The sequence below is a fragment of the Candidatus Palauibacter sp. genome (assembly GCF_965197445.1).
GTDB lineage: Bacteria > Gemmatimonadota > Gemmatimonadetes > Palauibacterales > Palauibacteraceae > Palauibacter.
Map to the genome: position 1 here is coordinate 724,382 of NZ_CBDANE010000004.1, position 17,245 is coordinate 741,626.

General features: G+C 69.1%; 12 protein-coding genes. 3 read left to right on the forward strand and 9 right to left on the reverse strand.

Annotated elements, in window-relative coordinates:
• Positions 1-59: 59 nt before the first annotated feature.
• The 3 genes from ACN9M6_RS07090 to ACN9M6_RS07100 all read right to left on the reverse strand — a co-directional run bounded on the left by ACN9M6_RS07090 (position 60) and on the right by ACN9M6_RS07100 (position 3,480).
• Positions 60-1,280, reverse strand: coding sequence for a sialidase family protein (locus tag ACN9M6_RS07090; RefSeq protein ID WP_419162209.1), 1,221 nt, complete (start codon positions 1,278-1,280; stop codon positions 60-62).
• Positions 1,281-1,342: 62 nt separating this feature from the next.
• Positions 1,343-1,750, reverse strand: a complete 408-nt coding sequence (locus ACN9M6_RS07095; protein WP_419162210.1) for a hypothetical protein — start codon at positions 1,748-1,750, stop codon at positions 1,343-1,345.
• Positions 1,751-1,971: 221 nt separating this feature from the next.
• Positions 1,972-3,480 carry a pyridoxal phosphate-dependent decarboxylase family protein gene (locus ACN9M6_RS07100; RefSeq protein WP_419162211.1) on the reverse strand — a complete coding sequence of 503 codons (1,509 nt, stop codon included), beginning with the start codon at positions 3,478-3,480 and terminating at the stop codon, positions 1,972-1,974.
• Positions 3,481-3,567: 87 nt separating this feature from the next.
• On the opposite strand from ACN9M6_RS07100, the gene ACN9M6_RS07105 reads away from it, so the two are divergent.
• Entirely contained in the window at positions 3,568-5,328 is a 1,761-nt protein-coding gene (locus tag ACN9M6_RS07105; RefSeq protein WP_419162212.1) for a serine hydrolase domain-containing protein, read from the forward strand.
• Between the two features lie 20 nt (positions 5,329-5,348).
• Positions 5,349-6,506 carry an N-methyl-L-tryptophan oxidase gene (gene solA, locus ACN9M6_RS07110; protein ID WP_419162213.1) on the forward strand — a complete coding sequence of 386 codons (1,158 nt, stop codon included), beginning with the start codon at positions 5,349-5,351 and terminating at the stop codon, positions 6,504-6,506.
• On the opposite strand, the gene ACN9M6_RS07115 is transcribed toward solA, so the two are convergent.
• The 6 genes from ACN9M6_RS07115 to ACN9M6_RS07140 form a co-directional block, all read right to left on the reverse strand.
• On the reverse strand, positions 6,469-7,092 hold the full coding sequence (locus ACN9M6_RS07115) for a hypothetical protein (RefSeq protein ID WP_419162214.1): 624 nt from the start codon (positions 7,090-7,092) through the stop codon (positions 6,469-6,471). The two genes, solA and ACN9M6_RS07115, sit on opposite strands and share 38 nt — an antisense overlap.
• 68 nt (positions 7,093-7,160) lie before the next feature.
• The gene (locus tag ACN9M6_RS07120; RefSeq protein WP_419162215.1) at positions 7,161-10,271 is read right to left on the reverse strand and encodes an efflux RND transporter permease subunit; all 3,111 of its coding nucleotides are present in this window, start codon (positions 10,269-10,271) and stop codon (positions 7,161-7,163) included.
• A 10-nt stretch (positions 10,272-10,281) separates the two neighbouring features.
• Positions 10,282-11,799 carry an efflux RND transporter periplasmic adaptor subunit gene (locus ACN9M6_RS07125; RefSeq protein ID WP_419162216.1) on the reverse strand — a complete coding sequence of 506 codons (1,518 nt, stop codon included), beginning with the start codon at positions 11,797-11,799 and terminating at the stop codon, positions 10,282-10,284.
• Entirely contained in the window at positions 11,796-13,046 is a 1,251-nt protein-coding gene (locus tag ACN9M6_RS07130; protein WP_419162217.1) for a TolC family protein, read from the reverse strand. The genes ACN9M6_RS07125 and ACN9M6_RS07130 overlap by 4 nt, the downstream gene beginning before the upstream one ends.
• Before the next feature lie 298 nt (positions 13,047-13,344).
• Positions 13,345-14,085: a signal peptidase I gene (lepB, locus tag ACN9M6_RS07135; RefSeq protein ID WP_419162218.1), complete on the reverse strand. Its 741-nt coding sequence runs from the start codon at positions 14,083-14,085 to the stop codon at positions 13,345-13,347.
• A gap of 107 nt (positions 14,086-14,192) precedes the next feature.
• On the reverse strand, positions 14,193-16,469 hold the full coding sequence (locus ACN9M6_RS07140; RefSeq protein ID WP_419162219.1) for a hypothetical protein: 2,277 nt from the start codon (positions 16,467-16,469) through the stop codon (positions 14,193-14,195).
• A 35-nt stretch (positions 16,470-16,504) separates the two neighbouring features.
• Here ACN9M6_RS07140 and ACN9M6_RS07145 point away from each other — a divergent pair, with 35 nt between their 5' ends.
• A complete protein-coding gene (locus tag ACN9M6_RS07145; RefSeq protein ID WP_419162220.1) occupies positions 16,505-17,242 on the forward strand; it encodes a class I SAM-dependent methyltransferase in 738 nt (245 codons plus the stop codon).
• Positions 17,243-17,245 lie beyond the last annotated feature (3 nt).

Below are 17,245 nucleotides of genomic sequence, written 5' to 3' on the forward strand. Positions count from 1 at the left end.
AAAAGAAGGCCAGCTTTGGGACCGACAGTGCATCCGCGGTCCGCACCTTCTCGATGGGGTCAGCCTGAGAGCCGCACGCTCCGCACGCGCACGCCACCATCGTCGGTCGCGAGCGTCCACGCGATCAGCAATTCGTCGGCGAGGCGCACCATGCGGGGGAACCCGCTCGAGCGTTCACCGGCGGTCTCGGAGACGAGCACCGACGCCTCCATGGACCCGTCCGGCCATACGCGACGGGCGAGAACGCGCGGGGCATCGTCGGACGCTTCCAGCCACACGGCCACCGCCGAGCCGTCGTCCAGGCGCTCGATGTCCACCCGGCCCAATGGCAGGCCCTCGTCGATCCGGATGCGCGGGCCGAAGGTCGCGCCGCCGTCGTCCGAGAACGCGACGTGCACCCGGGGCGCGCCGCCGACCCCCGTGTACCACGCCGAGGCGAGCGCCTGCTCGTTTCCGCTCAGCTGCGGTCCGTTCACCGGGCAGCCCGGCATCGTCCAGCCGTCGGTCGACAGCGGCGCGGGGTCGGTCCACTGCTCCCCCGCCCCGCGAACGACCGAGATGTCGCGGACTTCTGATTCGCTCCGGTCGCGGTAGGCGGCGACCAGGCCTTCGTTCACGCGGGCCAGAGCGGTCTGGCAGCACTCGCACGTCCGGTCGTCGAGCAGAACTTCGGGCCCCAGATGGCCATCGGGTGCAAGTGTGCGAAAGCGGACGGACATGGCACCGCGCGCGCCGCTCTCGGGATCCGGGAGCATCGCGCGGCCGTCGAGCCACGTGAGCCCCGCCCCGTCCCGCCAGGGCACCATCGACACGAAACCGTGTTCCGTCGGAGACGCATCGTCATGCGCGCGCACGGGCTCACTCCATGTAGCCCCCCCGTCCGGGGACAGCGCGAGCATCACGTGATAGGCGTATGGCGCCTCGGCGACCTTCTCCAGCCAGTGAACGGCGATCGTACCGTCCGGCATCTCGACCGATGAGGGGAAGTCCGCCCAGTTGACGAACAGCTGATCCGTGGCTCGCACCGTGCGCGGGGCCGACCACCCGTCCCCGTCGCGGACCGCCAGGCGCAGCGCGCTGGCCTCCCCTTCCGGCTCGATCCAGGTCAGCACGGCGCGACCCTCCGCGCCCGGAGAGAGATAGGGCTCCCCGCTACCGGGCGGCCGTTCGAACTCGACCTCTCCCGGCGTCAGCGACGTGCGTCGCTCCACGTCGGCGGCGCACCCGCACAGAACGGCGGCCAGGACGAAAGGCAGGAACTTCGTGCGATCAGTCTTCATCTCTTCTCCACAGCTGTTGGCGGGTATGATACGCGTCCAGCCGTGCCATGAGAACTCGGACACTAGCCGACAGCTTCGACCCGAATCGCGAGGATGTCGATGTCGTGGTACCGGTGGTGACGTATCGACGACGCGTAGTGGCGTAGAAGCCGAAGCGGCGTCTCGGCCTCGACGGGTACGCTGGCGGCCGCCTCGCTGAGCATGGCCAGCTGATCCTCGAGGTTCGTCTCATCCGTCGTCGCGATGAACTCCAGATCCGCCGCGTCGCCGTCGCTGCGCGCGATGAGCAGCAGGCTCCGCTCTACCTCCGGCGGCTCTTCACCGTCCCCGCGAACGAGGATCTGTACCGTCTCTTCACCCACCGCGCGCAGGCGCAGTTCCATCTCTTCACCCCATCCCTTGCGGGCGGCGAACTTCGACAGGAAGGCGTCGACCTCCGGCCACGTCTCGGCGGTCAGCCGGGTCTTCAAACGGGAACGGCATGACGAGGATGTAGCCGGCCCCGATGCGCCCCAGTCTTCGCGCCTGGATCGCCGTGGTGAGCCCGCTGATCACAAGCGCCGCGCACACAGCCCAGGACAGGAGAGGATGGCGTACTGAAGCCCGAGGCCGGCGGAGAGCGCGAGCGGGGGCCGCTCGTGAGGCTCGTAGCGTACGTCCTGTCGGGTGGTGCCCGCGCCGGAGCCCGACATCAGCCCCGTGCTTTGGCGGCGTCTACCCGGGGGCGCCATCGCTCGGGGTGAGCCTCGAGCCGTTCCACGGCTTCGCGGAGAACCTCCAGCGCCTGATCGATCGTGTGGAGGTGCGTGCGGAACGCGAGCGCCGCCATCCGCACCACGAAAGTCCCGTCGATGGTCGTCGACGAGAGAAAGACACGCCCATCCCGGTGCGTCTCTTCGACGAGCGCCCGGTTGAACGCGTTCGCGTCACCCGACTCGGGGACCCAGCGGTACGTGACCACCGTGAGCTGGGGCTCCGGACCCACCTCGAACCCGAGCGCTTCGATTTCGCGGTGGAAATACCGGGCGAGTTCGAGCTTCTCCTCCAGACAGGCCCGAAACGGAGCCTCGCCATACAGGAGGAGCGGCAACCAGACCCGGAGCCCGCGAAAGTGCTTCGTGAGTTCGGGCGAGACGGCGGCGGGCGAGCGACCTCCCCACTCGGACTCGACCGTGTCCTGCAGGTAGCTGGCGTAGTAGGCGTGCGCGTCCTGCAGGGCTTCGCCGTCGCGGATCAGGACCGCGCCGGTACCGTAGGGGAGGAACATTCCCTTGTGGGGATCGAGGACCAGCGAATCCGCACGCTCCATGCCGGCGAGCAGCGGCCGGCACGCCTCGACGAGGGCGAAGAAGCCCCCGTAGGCGGCGTCGACGTGAAACCAGAGACCCTCCCGCTCGCACACCTCCGCGATGGGGCCGAGCGGATCGACCGCGCCGGTATCCGCGGTGCCCGCCGATCCGAGTACGAGCCACGGCCGGAGTCCCCGGGCGCGGTCCGCCGCGACGAGTTCGGCGAGGGAGTCCGGGCACAGCCGGAAGTGGCGGTCACGCGCGACTTCGCGCCGGACGGCTTCCCCCATGCCGGCGACCCGGATCGCCTTGTGCAGGCAATGGTGCGTGTGCGCGGAAGCGTAGACGACGGCGCGCTCGTAGTCCCGCGCTCGGAGCCCGGCCGCTTCTCGCGCCGTGACGACCGCGATCAAGCTGGCGATCGAGCCGCCCGAGGCGAGGTTGCCGTCGGAACTCTCCGGGAACCCGACGAGCGACGCCATCCAGTCGAGGATCAGATCCTCCATCTCGACGGATCCAGGTCCCGCGAACCGGACACCGGCGTACTCGTTCGTCACCGCGGCCAGATAATCGCCGAGCGACGACGCGTAGATCCCGCCACCCGGCACGTAGCCGAGATGTCCGCCGTGCGACGGCAGAAGCCCCGGCCGCACGACCGATTCGTCGACCCGCTCGATGAGCGCCTCGATCGGCAGCGTATCGGCCCCGATCCGCAGCCTCCGCAGGCCCGCGGCAGCCGACTTGTCGTGGTTGTAGGCGGGGCGGTCCGGAAGCTCGTTCAGGAGCCGTTGGGCATAGGCATGCGCGGACTCCATGAGCCGGTCGCGCTCGCCCGTATCCGGTTCGAGCGGCCGCGCTGCCTCCTCCAGTTCGAGAATCCGGGACCGCTGCCGACTTGAGATCGAGCGCATGATGCGATCCTATCTTCTCCCACCGGGTGACGCGAGCTTGCGGAGCCCTCGGCCGACGAACGCAGGAACCGTAACGGAGGATCCGCGTTGCACCCGTGGCGCAGAAATAGCTGGTTCGCTCTGGCGCTCGCCCTGGCGCTCGCCTCGAGCGCACAGGCGCAGTCGCGGCCGGACAGGGCGGAAGCCTATCTCCGGTCTTTCCACGACTTGCGGCGCTTCAACGGCGCGGCCCTCATCGTGGACGAAGGAGCGATCCTGTTCGAGGGCGCGTTCGGCCACGCCGACTTTGCGGGCGGGATCGCCAATTCCGAGGCCACGCGGTTCCGCATCGCCTCGCTGACCAAGCAGTTCACGGCCGCGCTGATCCTGAGACTCGAGGAGGAAGGCCTTCTGCTGGTCGACGACCCCGTCGGTCGCTACATCGAGGAGTATCCGGCCGAGAACGCCGACCGGATCACCCTCCACCATCTGCTCACCCATACGTCGGGACTCCCCAGCTACACGAACATCCCGGGATTCATGGAGTCGAGCGCGGCGACGCCGCTCTCGCCCGGCGAGATCCTCGCGCTGACGTGGAATGAACCGCTCTCCTTCGAACCGGGCACGGATTTCGAGTATTCGAACTCGGGGTACGTACTGCTCGGCTGGATCGCGGAGCGCGTCAGCGGGATGAGCTACCCCGAGGCGCTGCGGACGTATGTCCTCGAGCCGCGCGAACTGACCAACACAGATTACGACCACGGGCCGGTGCCGCGGGAAGACCATGCCGGCGGCTACACGCGCGACCTCACCGGCTACCGGCCGGCGCGCCCGATCGACCCGTCTGTCCCCTACCCCGCCGGAATGCTGTATTCGACAGTCGGCGACCTCGCGCGCTGGGGCAGCGCCCTGTCTCACGCGCACGCGGGGGACGCGTCGGGGGCCCTGTTTCGGGACTCGACTACGCTGGCCCGGATGATCGCGCCCGACCTCGAGTCCTACGCGTACGGGATCGGCGTACGCACGCGGGACATCGGATACGACGAGGACGTCCGTCTGATCGAGCACTCGGGCGGCATCTTCGGTTTTTCCTCGTTTCTCCGCGTCTTCCCCGACCACCGGCGGCTCATCGCCCTCCTCGACAACACCTCGTCCAATCTGGGACCCATCGTGGAGGGCCTGACGAACGTCCTGTGGGGCGTCGAGGCTGTCCCCCCGAAGCCCTCCATCGCGGAGCGGCTGCTGCCGATCATCGAGTCGGGCGGGGTCGAGGCGGCGATGTCCCGATACGACAACTGGCGGCGCACGCGACCCGACGAATACGACTACTCTCCCCGACAACTCATGCTGCTGGCCGACCATTTTCGGGAGGAGGACCCGGCCACATCGATCATGATCCTGGAGGCCTACGTGGCATCAACGCCCGAGGCGCCCATGATCCGCTTCGCCCTGTCCGAGCTTCACGAGCAGGCTGGAGATGTCGAAGCGGCGGCGGCCCACATCGAGGCGGCCCTCACATACGCGCCCGGCGTACCTCGGCTTCTGACCCGACTGACCGATCTGGGTGTCGAGCCCGATCCGGTGCTTCTGCCTCCCATCATCCCCGTAGAGCCGGAGGCGCTGGCCGTACTCGCCGGCGAGTACCGCATCGACCCCGCCACTACGCTGACGGTCACGCTCGAGGAGGGCGTGCTCATGGTCGGCCGCACGGGCGAGGAGGCCTTCCGGCTGCTTCCCCAGTCTCCTGCCGCATTCCTCCTGCACGGCTCGGCGGTGCAACTCGTGTTCGAAGTCCAGGAGGGCGTCGCGCACGCCGTATCGATCGTGGAGGCCGGCCAGCGTCTCACCTTCCCGAGAATCGGCAGCTGAGCTCGCCGCGCGGCCTCGACATGTACGACTTCGCCGTCGTCGGACTCGGAGCCATCGGGAGCGCCACCGCGGCCGAACTCGTGCGGCGGGGATACTCGGTCCTCGGGCTCGACCGCTATCGTCCTCCGCACACGCTGGGGTCGGCGCACAGCGATACGCGGATGATCCGCGAGGCCTGGTACGAGGGGTCTCTCTACATGCCGCTCGTACAGGAGGCCTACCGGCGCTGGGCGCGCCTGGAGGTGTCTTCGGGAAGGACGCTGGTGCGGACGACGGGCGGCCTCATGATGGGGCCGAGAGATGGCCGCGTCTTCGCCGGGAGGCCGCTCGCAGAGGTCGTCCGGGACGATAGCGACTGCATCTCGCTTTCGGCGGAGGACGTCGCCGACCGTTTTCCGTGGCTGCGGCCGGACCCGGGAACGATCACGATCTACGAGCCGAGGGCCGGGATCCTCGGGCTGGAAGCCTGTCTCGAAGCGTCGCTGGACGCGGCGGCGGACGCGGACCTCCATTTCGATGAACCGGTGGCCGAATGGTCGGCCTCGGCCTCCGGCGTTCGGATCCGCACGGACCGAAGGGAGTACCGGGCGCGCCGCCTCGCGATCGCCGCAGGCGCCTGGACACCGCAGCTGGTGCCGGGACTCGGGCTCCCGCTCGAGGTGGAGCGCACGGTGCAGTACTGGTTCGAGCCCGGGGGAGTCCATGCCGACGCACTCGCCGCCGGCCCGGCCTGGGTGTGGGAACTCGAACGCGGAGGGACCTGGTACGGCTTCCCGCCCACGGCGCGCGGCCTCAAGTCCGGGATGCACTTTCAGGCCGGACGCCGGACCGATGTCGACCGGGTCGACCGCGCGGTCGGGGCCTCCGAGACGGCGGCGCTGCGGCGAATCATCGAGCGATACGCGCCGGACGCGGCTGGCTCGCTGGCCCACGCGTCCGTCTGCCTCTACACGAATACGCCCGACGAAGATTTCATCCTGGACCGGCATCCCGAACATCCGGACGTCGTGCTGTTCGCGGGGGGCTCCGGACACGCGTTCAAGTTCATGCCCGTACTCGGGGCCCTCATGGCGGACCTCCTGACCGACGAACCGCCATCCCATGATCTGTCCCCGTTTTCGATCGGCCGCTTCCGGGCTCCTATACGCCGGGCAGGTCGGGAATCAACGGGCCGCTGAGATCCACCTCCACGGTATTCCCGCAGAGCGTGCCCGACGCGCTCCCGGTTTGCGCGAATTCGCCGAAATCCACCTGCAACGCGACCGAGACAGAGATGTCGCAGGTCCCGCTTCGATCCTCGAGTTCGTACTCGAGGGTGCCGACCATGCTCACATCCAGATCGAACAGGATGGTGAGGTCCCCGGGCGTCGAAAGAAGGTAGGTGCCCGTCTGCCGGAGGCTGGGGGCTCCGTTGAGCGTGAAGGTCAATCCGCGGACGGTCTCCACGCAGTCCCTCGGCACGATCGTGATGTTGGCAAGGAAACTGATCGAGTCTTCGGTCTGCGAGGGCAGCAGGGTGCCTCCCCCGGTCACTTCACCACCCCCTGAGCAGGCGGACGTGATGGAACCGGTGAAGGACAGCGCGTCCGTCTGGACCGCCACCAGCCCAGCTCTGTTGACGACGGCCTCGAGGAGCGCCTCGCTCTCCTCCAGCGTCAGCCCGTCCTCCTCCGGTTCCGTCGTACTGTCCCCGCAGGCCAGGAGGCCGGCTATCGTCAGGGGGCCCACCGCACGAAGCACAACCGCTCGCAGCGTCATCGTCATCACCATCCCCTCCCTTGGTCGATCTACCCATCCGCCCCGAATCGCCGGGCTCGGTCCCACGTAACCTACTACTCCCCCGCCAACCTCCCGATCCGCAGGAAGAGGGCCGGCACGACGACCATGTTGAGGGTGGTGGACGTGAGCAGCCCTCCGAGGACGACGACCGCGAGCGGCGCCTGGATCTCCTTCCCCGGCTCGCCGATGCCGAGCGCCAGGGGGATCAGCGCGAGACCCGCCGTGAGCGCCGTCATGAGGATCGGGCTCAGCCGCTCCAGCGAGCCGCGCCTGATGCTCGGGCCCAGCGCGTGGCCGGCCGCAAGAAGGTCCTGATAGCGGCTCACCAGGAGGATCCCGTTGCGGACGGCGATGCCGAACAGCGTGATGAAGCCGACCAGCGTCGCGATGTTCACCGTGCCGCCGATGATCAGGACGGCGAGCACGCCTCCCGCCAGCGCCAGAGGCAGGTTCACCATGAGGAGCGCGGCGATCCGCGCGCTTCCGAAGGCGCGAAACATGATCATGAAGATGGCGGCGATCGAGAACAGCGACAGAATCGCGATCCGCCTGGTCGCCTCGCGGCCGCTCTCGAACTGACCTCCGTACTGGACATAGTAGCCCGGCGGCAGGTCGACCTCCGTCGCGACCCGCGCCTGAAGCTCCTCCGCGGCCCCACCCACATCACGCTCCGCGACATTGGCGCTGATCACGATTTTCCGCTGGACGTTCTCGCGGCTGATCGTGTTGGGGCCGCGCGCCGGCACGATCGAAGCCAGCTGTGAGAGCGGCACGGTAGCACCCGACGGAGTCGTCATCAGCGTCCCGCCGATCGCCCGGGGGTCGGTCCGGTGCTCGTCGGCGTAGCGGACGACCAGGTCGAATGCGCGATCACCTTCCCGGATGAGCGACACCTCCTCGCCCTGAAAAGCGACATCCACGGCCGCCGCCATGGCGCCGGGGGTCACCCCGTGGCGGGCCATCGCCCTGCGGTCGGCCCGCACCTGGAGCTGGGGGATCTCGGCCTGCCGTTCGACCGCGATGTCGACAAGGCCGTCGACGTCCTGCGCGACCGTCTCGATCTCGCCGGCGAGATCGCGCAGCCTCAGGAGGTCGGGCCCGAACAGGTTGACCGCGATAGCGGCCCGCGTCCCCGAGAGCATGTGGTCGATGCGGTGCCCGATCGGCTGGCCCACGGTGACGTTGGTCCCGGGGAGCCCCGCGAGATCCGCCCGTAGCGCGGCCATCACCTCGGCGAGTTTGTGTCCTGACAGGTCGAGTCGCGCGTCGATCTCGGAGGCGTTGGCGCCCTGCGCGTGCTCGTCGAGATCGGCCCGCCCGGTGCGCCGCGACGTGGCGACAACCGCCGGATGCGCCAGCAGTTGGCGCTCCACTCGAGCACCAATCGCATCGGACTCGGCCAGCGAGGTGCCCGGCAGGCTCACGACGGACAGCGTGAGCGTGCCCTCCTGGAACTCGGGAAGGAACTCCCGCCCGAGCGCCGGGACCAGGGCCAGCGTACCCGCCAGCAGGACCGTCGCGCCCGCCAGCACGGCCCCCGAGCGCCGAAGCGTCCAGTCCAGGACGCGCCCGTAGATCCGCTCGATTCCGCGCAGGAGCCACGGCTCGCGTGCCCGGGCGAGCGCCCGATCCCCCGGCAGGAGCATGTGGCAGAGCGCCGGTGTGACGGTGACCGCCACCAGGAGCGACGCGAGAATGCTGACGATGTAGGCCAGCCCGAGCGGCCGCAGCATTCGCCCCTCGACGCCGGACAGGAAGAAGAGCGGGACGAAGACGATGGAGATGATGAGGGTCGCGTTGAGGATCGGATCCCGAATCTCGCGGGCCGCGTCGCGGATGAGCGCGAGCGGTGGGCGGCGGCGGTCCGGCGGGTGGCCTCGGTCGTCCCGCAGGCGGCGGTGCACGTTCTCGACGACGATGATCGCATCGTCGACGAGCGCACCGATCGCGATGGCCATGCCGCCCAGGGTCATGGTGTTGATCGTACCCCCGAGCAGGCGCAGCACGATGACGGAGAGGGCCAGGGAGAGCGGGATCGCGAGCACCGAGATCGCCGTCGTCCGCAGGTTCCACAGGAACAGCAGAAGGACCACGACGACGAGGAACGCACCGTCGCGGAGCGCCGTCAGCACATTCTCCACGGCAAGCGCGATGAAGTCGGCCTGTCGGAAAACGGCCCTCTCGAACGAGACGCCCGCTGGAAGTTCCGTTTCGATCGCGTCGAGTTCGGCGTCGATCCGCTCCGTGAGTTCCAGCGTGTTGGCACCGGGCTGTTTCTGAATCGAGAGGATGACGGCGGGCTCCGCGTTCACGGACGCCGTGCCGAGACGGACCTTCGGACCGACGCGGACATCGGCGATGTCTTCGATGAGGACCGGGATTCCGTCTCTCACCGCTACGACGGTGAGGCCGATCTCCTCCAGGTTTCGAGCGCGCCCGATGCCGCGTATGAGGATCTCCCGGCCACCGGAGCGGTAGACGCCGCCCGAGGCGTTCCGGTTCGAGCCTGTCGCGGCGGCAAGCACCTGATCGAGCCCCACTCGGTAGGCCCGCAGCCGCTCCGGATGGACCAGCACCTGGTACTGGCGAACCTGTCCGCCGATCGAGACGACCTGCGAGACCCCCGGGACTGAGAGCAACCTCCGCCGCACCGTCCAGTCGGCCACGGTTCGCGCTTCCATGATCTGAGCAGCCGGCGCGCTCATGCCGACGAGGAGGATCTCGCCCATGATCGAACTCACCGGGGCAAGCACTGGAGCGCTCACGTCCTCCGGCAACTGGCCGGTGGCGAGTTGCAGCCGTTCGCTCACGATCTGCCGCGCACGAAGGATGTCCGTGCCCCAGTCGAAGTCGACCCACACGATGCTGATCCCCTGGGCCGAGCTCGAGCGCACCCGGCGCACGCCCGCCGCCCCGTTCACCGCCGTCTCGATGGGGAAGGTGACGAGGTTCTCGACCTCTTCCGGGGCCAGTCCGTGAGCGTCCGTGAGCACTGTGACGGTGGGCGCCGTGAGGTCGGGAAAGACGTCTACGGGGAGGGTGGCCGCCACCCAGCCGCCGCCCGCCAGAAGTACGACGGCCGTGCCCACGGCCAGGAATCGGTTCTCCAGCGAGGCGAGGACCAGCCGGTCGAGGATTCCCGCTCTCCCGTCGCTCGCCTTCATCGCGACGGCCTCAGTGCGGGTGCCCGTGGTCTGAGATCTCGGCCTCGCCGAGCGACGCCAGCCTCACCTGGTACGCGCCCGCGGCAACCACCTGTTCACCGTTCACGACGCCGGACAGGACGATCGTCCACGACCCGTCCGCGGGTCCGGGCTGCACGATCCGGCGCTGGAACGCCTCCCCACCGAGCTTCACGTAGACGACGGAGAGCCCGTCCTCGTCCAGGATCGCCTCCGTCGGTACGGCCACGCCCGTCACCGGCTCCCCGAGGAGGAGGCGGCCTTCCGCCAGCATACCCACCTTGAGGACGGCGCCGGGGTTCGAGACGGCGAAGCGGACGGGCAGCGTGCGGCTCTCCGGATCGATGATGCTCCCGACCGAGACAACCCGGTCGGCGGTGTGCGCGTGAGATGTCCCTTCAACAGTGAACCACGCACCCCGGACCTCGCTCGCCGCTTCGGCCTGTCGCGCCGGAACCCGGGCCACGAACCACAGCGTGTCCGGATTCACGACGGTGAACGCGTGGGTCCCGACCTCGACGTGCTGCCCCGGAGCCACGTAGCGGTCGGAGATCACCCCCCCGATCGGACTCCTGAGCCGATAGATGTGCGGATCCGGGTCTTCAGCATTCGTGCTCGGCCGCACGCCGCCAACGGCCTCGAAGGCGGCCAGCGCGACGCCGAGTTCGTGCCGCGCGTCCTCGAGGCGGCGCTCCGCGATGGCGCCGACCGCGAACAGGCGTTCCGCTCTGGCGGCCTCCCGTTCGGCCTCCACCACATCGGCGCGCATGCGGGCATACGAATCGTCCAGGCTGGTGGGCGCGATGAGGGCGAGCGTCTCCCCAGCCCGCACCTCGTCTCCGGGCGCATGCGACGGCCCTCGCACCAGAACGAGTCCCTCGACCGGCGTCGAGATGTGCGCCAGACCTCGCGCCGGAGCCACGACCTCCCCGGCGGCGGGGATCGATCGCGGGATCCGACGTTCCATGGCCACCGCAACCTCGAACGGCATCGACCATTGCTGTTCCTTCGAGAGAGCGATGAGCCCCGGCGGAGGCTGCTCCACGTCGTGAGGCAGCACGTCCTCGCTCGCAAACGCCTGGAGCTGCCCAACCGGAATCGCGTACTCGGTGCCCCGGGCCACGAGAGTGAGATCGGCGCGCCAGGTCCCGGCCGCCGAAAGGTTCGGAGTCGGATCGAATACACCCGGTCTCGAGGGCGCCTCGAACACGATCTCCTCGCGAGCGCCGCCCGGACCGCGGAGCAGCAACGTGAGACGGCCTTCGGTGACCGGCTGCCAGCCCTCGAGCCATGTGAGGTGGATGTCCCACGGGTCGCTCGCGATGCCCTGGACATGCGGTGGATACTCGACGAAGAGCTCGATCGCATCTGTCCAGTGCGTCACCACCCCGCCGCCGGCGTGGCTATGGTCGGCCACGACCGCCCCGTCCGCCGCAGGTCCCCCGCACGCGGCTACAGTGAGGAAAGCAGCAAGAACGATGGTCGCGGTGCCGCGGGCTCCGCCGCTCATCCTTCCGACCCCGGTGCGCGTCCCATGGCACGGAGTAGATCGTAGTAGGCGATCCAGGCTCGCGACCGGAGCGAGACCGCGGCGATACGCGCGTCCCTGAAGGCGTCCGCCGCGTCCAGCGCCTCCACCAGCGTCATCTCGCCCTCCGCGTAGGCTGCGCGCGCCGCGAGCAGGAGGGCTTCGGCGTCCGCCAGCAGCTCATCCCCCACCTCCTCCAGGCGAGAGCGGGCGGACTCGTACGAATCGGAGGCCGCCATCACGTCGATTTCGGCCTGGCGCCGGTGCAGGTCCCGCCGCTGTGCCGCGGCCGATTCCCGTGCCGCCGCACCGTCTCTTCCCGCCCTCCCGCGGTCGAAGAGCGGAAGCGGGAGGTCGACCCCGAATGTGGCGCCGGAGAACCCGTCCGCCTGTTCCTTGTACCCGAGGTTCAACGTCGGCTGAGGCGCCCAGGCGGCACTTGCCATCGAGAGCGCGGCCGCGGCCGCATCGACCTCGCGCGCGGCTGCTTCGAGGTCCGGCCTCCCGGCCAGCGCCTCTACCGCGACCCGACGGTCGATCGGCGGGGGAACCCCCGCGAGCCCTTCGGACGGTGCTGCCTCGAGCGTCTCGGCCTCGGGGTCGATCAGCGCGGCCAGTGTTCGACGGGCGGCACGGACGCGGAGGCGGATGTCGGCCAGGTCCTGGTCGACCCGGACTCGTTCGATCCTCAGCCGTCGGGTTTCGTAGGGCGAGATGTCCCCGACCTCCAGACGACGCTCCGCAGCCTCGGCCACCGTGCGGATGACGTCCGCGGCCTGCGCCGCGGCCCCTTCCACCTCCTCGGCGAGCCAGGCCTGCGCGTACGCCTCGCGAACCTCGAAGGCCAGACGGATCGAATCGGCGCGGAACCGAGCCGCGGCCGCGTCGACCGTGTGGACGGCGAGCCGCCCGCGGGCGGCCGTGCGCCCCGGCCATTCGATCCGCTGGGCCAGTCCCGCCGTCGTCTCCCAGTAGTCTTCTACCCCGCGGCCGAGCGTCTCCCGGCTCATCCGAAGCGTCGGGTTGGCGTACGCCCGATCCTGACGCGCCCGGCCCGCGATCCCGGCGGATTCGGACCGTGCGATCCGGAGCGAAAGACTGTTCCGGCCGAAGGACTCGAGGGCCTCGGCGAGCGTAACCCGCCGGACGGCGTCCTGGCCGACCGCCAGGGTCGGCGTGGCGAACGCGCCGCCGCATACGAGCAGCGCTAACGTCCGGGTGACCCGCATGACACCTCCTGGAAAGCGAAGACCCGCCCTGTTCCGGCGCCCCGCTGAATGTGCACCTTTTTGCCCCGGCGACCAGCCACGGGCAGCCGCGAAACCCCTGCGGGAAGCAATCCGTACTGTTCGCCGAGGCGCAGAACCGCCAATTTGACGGTTCACGTCGTACGCCGGAGGAGGACGAGAATGAGAAAGATCGCGGTTGTCGTCGCGCTGGTCGTGATTCGGAAGCTTCTGAAGAAGCTCTGATCCAGGCATCGCCCGGCCCTGTCGCGCGTCGCGCCGGTGCCGGCGGTCCGACCCGCTAGTCCGGTGAGGGCCCGATCCTGCCCGGCCTCATCGCCGTAAGGAAACGGATCGGCTTCAGCGCCTCCCGGTCGTATGAGTAGTAGATGAAGAACGGGGTTCCCCGCATCTTCTTCCGCTCCACCAGTCCCCAGAACCGCGAGTCCAGACTTGAGTCGCGGTTGTCGCCCAGCATGAAATACCGCTCCCCGGGAATGACGATCGGCCCCCACGTGTCGCGCGTGGGCTCGTACTCCCCCCGCGTCGGATCCGGCACGAGGTGCGCCGTCTGCCACACCATCCGCGCATCCGTCGAGTCCGGGCTTCGGGGATCCCGGCGTACATAGGGTTCGTCGAGCGCGACGCCGTTCCGGTACAGAGTCCCGCCGTCCATCCGGAGTGTGTCGCCCGGCAGGCCCAGGGTGCGCTTGACGATGTCCAGCCCCGGGGAATGATCCGCCCGGAACACGATGATGTCGCCGTGCTCGGGTTCGGCGTACCCCGGAACGCGGAAGTTCGTCAAAGGAATCGGGGAGCCCAGCGATACTCTGTTCACGAGCAGGAAATCGCCCACCTGCAAAGTGTCTTCCATCGATCCCGATGTGATGACGAACGTGGCCAGCAGGAATGTCCGGAACACAACGAAGATGACCGCCGCGAAGATCAGCGTACGGAGCCAGTCGAGAAACCACGCGGAACTGAACCGCGGAGGAGGAGGCGGACGCTCCTTCTTCTTCTTCTCTTTCCGACCTCGTGCCATGTATTCCGGACGCTCGTTGCAGGAGCCGCCGGCGCGACGGGCGCCGGTCATAGTATTCGTTGCGGGGGACGCTACTCTGCGGCCCGGCCGTCCCTGGCGCAAACCGGCTACATGAGACCATCGGCGTACACAAGGAGCCGCCAGAGATCGCCGCCGCGCACGGCGCGCCCAATGTCGATCCGAAACAGCCCCTCCATGATCGACAAGCCGACGCCCACGCTTGATCGCCAGCCTTCCGTGCCGAAAGCGTCCCGGGGACCCGCCCACGCGGCGTCCCAGAAGGTGCTCACCCGGAGGGTGCTGCCGCCCAGATCGTAGGCGGGGCCGAGGCGGAAACCACGGCCGAGTTCGACCCGCCCGAACCAGAAGGTCTCACCGGCCGCCGCTCCGGGGTCGAAAGCCCGGAGCGTGTGTGTCCCGCCGAGGTGAAAGTGCCGCTGCGGCGGTGGTTCCCCGAACACCCGTCCGGTCCCGCCTTCCAGCGCCACGCCCCACAGGCCGGCAGGGATCTGAAGCGCCGCTGAGATGGCCGCCCGCCCGTAGTAGTCGAAGTCCCCGGCGGCCACCTCGCCCCACAGCGCGCCGCTCAGCACGGGGACGCCTGGATCGACGGAGCTGAACGCCCGGAATCGGCCCGACACGCCGACGATGTCGCCGCGCGCGGCCACGAGGTTGTCCGGGAACGTCGCATCGCCGAAGAGGTTGGGGAGCGAAGCATCGCTCTGCTTGGGCGCGTTCTGATGACGCTCCGCGAACAGTGCGGCCTCGAGCCGCGTGCGGGCGCCTTGCCGGCTGGCGGAGAGCTCGAACCCGGTCTCCCGGAAGTACAGGCCTTCGTCGTACCCCAGGAGCAGGCTGTTGACCGAGTTGCCGAACGAAAGCGGACGACCCCAGTCCCCGAGGTCGGTCAGGCGCCGGTACGCGGTGACGCCGAAGCTGCCTTTCGCCGTCTGGCGGCTCCACCCGACCTCGACGCCCGGCTCCCACTCCGGGATCCCGACCCTCGGCGTGACCGCGAACTCTGAAGCGGCGCCCGTCGGCCACGTGAGCCGGGCGCTTAGCGACAGCCCCTCGACCCGATTGTAGCGCAGCCGACGGAGCCCGGGAGCGAGGTCGAGACGGGGACGAAGGGCTCCGGACGCGGGGATGCGCAGCGACGACAGGCGATCCTTGAGTTCGTCCAGTTCCCATTCCTCAAACGCGTCGACGCTTGCGGAAAAGAGCGGGTCCGGTAGTTCCGGCGCCTCGAGGAGCTGGTCCAGGGGCGGGACAATCGTCACCACCGGACGCACGTCGAGGGGCAGAGAGTCCGTCTCGGCCGTCAGGGGATCGTCGCGCCAACGCGCTGCCCCCGCGAGCGTGTCGCCCTGGACGACGGCGACCTCCTCCTCCTCGCCCTCGACCCATCGGGTCCAGCCGGGCGGGAGGTCGTCTCCCGGATCGAGCGTCTGTTCCTGATCGACGAGATAGTCCTCGAACGTCCACTCAAAGCGGACAGGCATGGACCAGGCCCCCGCAATGGTGGCCGTGGCGTCGAACGCCATGCGGTTCGGCAGCCACCAGCGCAGTTCCTGGAGCCCGTAGTCGATCGTGATGAAATCGACGGTGGCGCGGATCGGCTTCAAGAAGCCGGGGACATCGTCCCCATTGACGGCAACCCGGTCGAAGTCATACTCGATCGCGGGGCGGTAGGCGGCCCGCGTCAGGACAGCCTCGTCGGCGTCGAACCAGAAGGAGCCCGCGATCCGGTCGAAACGCGCCTCCCGCGGCTCGACGACCGCCTCGATGAGGGTGACCGTGCGGCCGGATTCCGGGAAGCGAATTCGCAGTGTGTCGCCCGAGCGGTAGCGGTAGTGGTAGTACGCCGTATCGGCCAGCGGATGGAGCGCCCAGTCGGAACCGATCGCCACATGTTCGCTGGCCGGATCGACGATATCGAAGTCGAGGTCGAATCCGTCGTCCTCGCCCAGATCGTCCTGGAATTCGACGCCCAGCCCGGCGATCGGTACGCCGCGGCGCAGGCCCAGCCAGCGGACGATGTGCTCGCCTTCGGCCGACCACCGCAGGCGGGCCGCGCGCTCCTGGTGGAACATCGCGCGTTCCCGGCGCAGGAGGCGGCCGCCGAGCCCGGCGTAGATGCGCTCCCGGAAGGTCGCCTCGAAGCTGGTCAGGCCCTCGGCTCTGGCTTTGCGCTGCGCCCGCGCGCGCTCGATCAGTCCGGCCACGCCGTCGTCCGCGTACGCGTCTGCGGGCGCCGTTCGCGAACCGGCGCGGACCCGGTCCGGCGGCGGATCCTGACTGGCGCTCACGCCCCCCGGGGCGATCGAGGCGAGACACGCCGCGGCCGGCAAACAGGCGCGAACGGCGCGAAGCACTGGGTTCATGGTGTCCCGCTTTCGAAGTTCCGGGCCGCCGGCCGATGGCGGAACTCCGCCGCGCGAGCGCGACACATCCCGCCAGGGGCTGCTACGTCTATCTTCCGGGAGACGTTTCAATCATCCTCTGCGTCACCGGGCGGCAGATGGGGATCTACTCCGAACACATCTTCCCGCGCCTCATGGAGAGCGGACTCAAGGGCGACGCTCACCGCCGCTATCGGCGCCGCACGCTCGCGCGCGCACACGGCGAGGTGCTGGAGGTAGGCTTCGGCACCGCACTCAACCTGGAATGCTACCCGGAGTCGGTGCGACGGGTCACCGGACTGGACTCTGCGGACGTACTCGAGCGCCGCGTGCGGGCCCGCATCGCCGAGGCCCCCTTCCCCGTCGAGCGCCTCACGCACGATGCGGCCGATCGGCTGCCCTTCCCTGATGGGCACTTCGACACTGTGGCGAGCACGTGGACCCTGTGTTCGATCGAGCGGCTTCAGGCGGCGCTGGGCGAGATGAGACGTGTGCTCAAGCCCGCCGGCGAACTCCTCTTTCTGGAGCACGGGCGGAACGGCCGCCGGTGGGTGGCCCGCGTGCAGGACGCCATCAACCCTGTCCAGAATCTCGTCGCCTGCGGCTGCAACCTGAATCGGAAGATCGACGAGGAGATTGAAGGCGCCGGGTTCCGGATCACCGAACTCGACCGCTTCGTCATGCCGGGGGTGCCGCGGGCGCTGGGGTCCGTCTACCTCGGTTCCGCTCGAAGCGCGCCCCGGATCCGGCCGTGAGCG

What these genes read in the sequence shown, in the direction of transcription:
- ACN9M6_RS07115 (WP_419162214.1), bottom strand. Translation starts at nt 7,092, where the DNA reads ATGACGATGACGCTGCGAGCGGTTGTGCTTCGTGCGGTGGGCCCCCTG.
- ACN9M6_RS07120 (WP_419162215.1), bottom strand. Translation starts at nt 10,271, where the DNA reads ATGAAGGCGAGCGACGGGAGAGCGGGAATCCTCGACCGGCTGGTCCTC.
- ACN9M6_RS07140 (WP_419162219.1), bottom strand. Translation starts at nt 16,469, where the DNA reads ATGAACCCAGTGCTTCGCGCCGTTCGCGCCTGTTTGCCGGCCGCGGCG.
- ACN9M6_RS07090 (WP_419162209.1), bottom strand. Translation starts at nt 1,280, where the DNA reads ATGAAGACTGATCGCACGAAGTTCCTGCCTTTCGTCCTGGCCGCCGTT.
- lepB (WP_419162218.1), bottom strand. Translation starts at nt 14,085, where the DNA reads ATGGCACGAGGTCGGAAAGAGAAGAAGAAGAAGGAGCGTCCGCCTCCT.
- ACN9M6_RS07130 (WP_419162217.1), bottom strand. Translation starts at nt 13,046, where the DNA reads ATGCGGGTCACCCGGACGTTAGCGCTGCTCGTATGCGGCGGCGCGTTC.
- ACN9M6_RS07100 (WP_419162211.1), bottom strand. Translation starts at nt 3,480, where the DNA reads ATGCGCTCGATCTCAAGTCGGCAGCGGTCCCGGATTCTCGAACTGGAG.
- ACN9M6_RS07145 (WP_419162220.1), top strand. Translation starts at nt 16,505, where the DNA reads ATGGCGGAACTCCGCCGCGCGAGCGCGACACATCCCGCCAGGGGCTGC.
- solA (WP_419162213.1), top strand. Translation starts at nt 5,349, where the DNA reads ATGTACGACTTCGCCGTCGTCGGACTCGGAGCCATCGGGAGCGCCACC.
- ACN9M6_RS07125 (WP_419162216.1), bottom strand. Translation starts at nt 11,799, where the DNA reads ATGAGCGGCGGAGCCCGCGGCACCGCGACCATCGTTCTTGCTGCTTTC.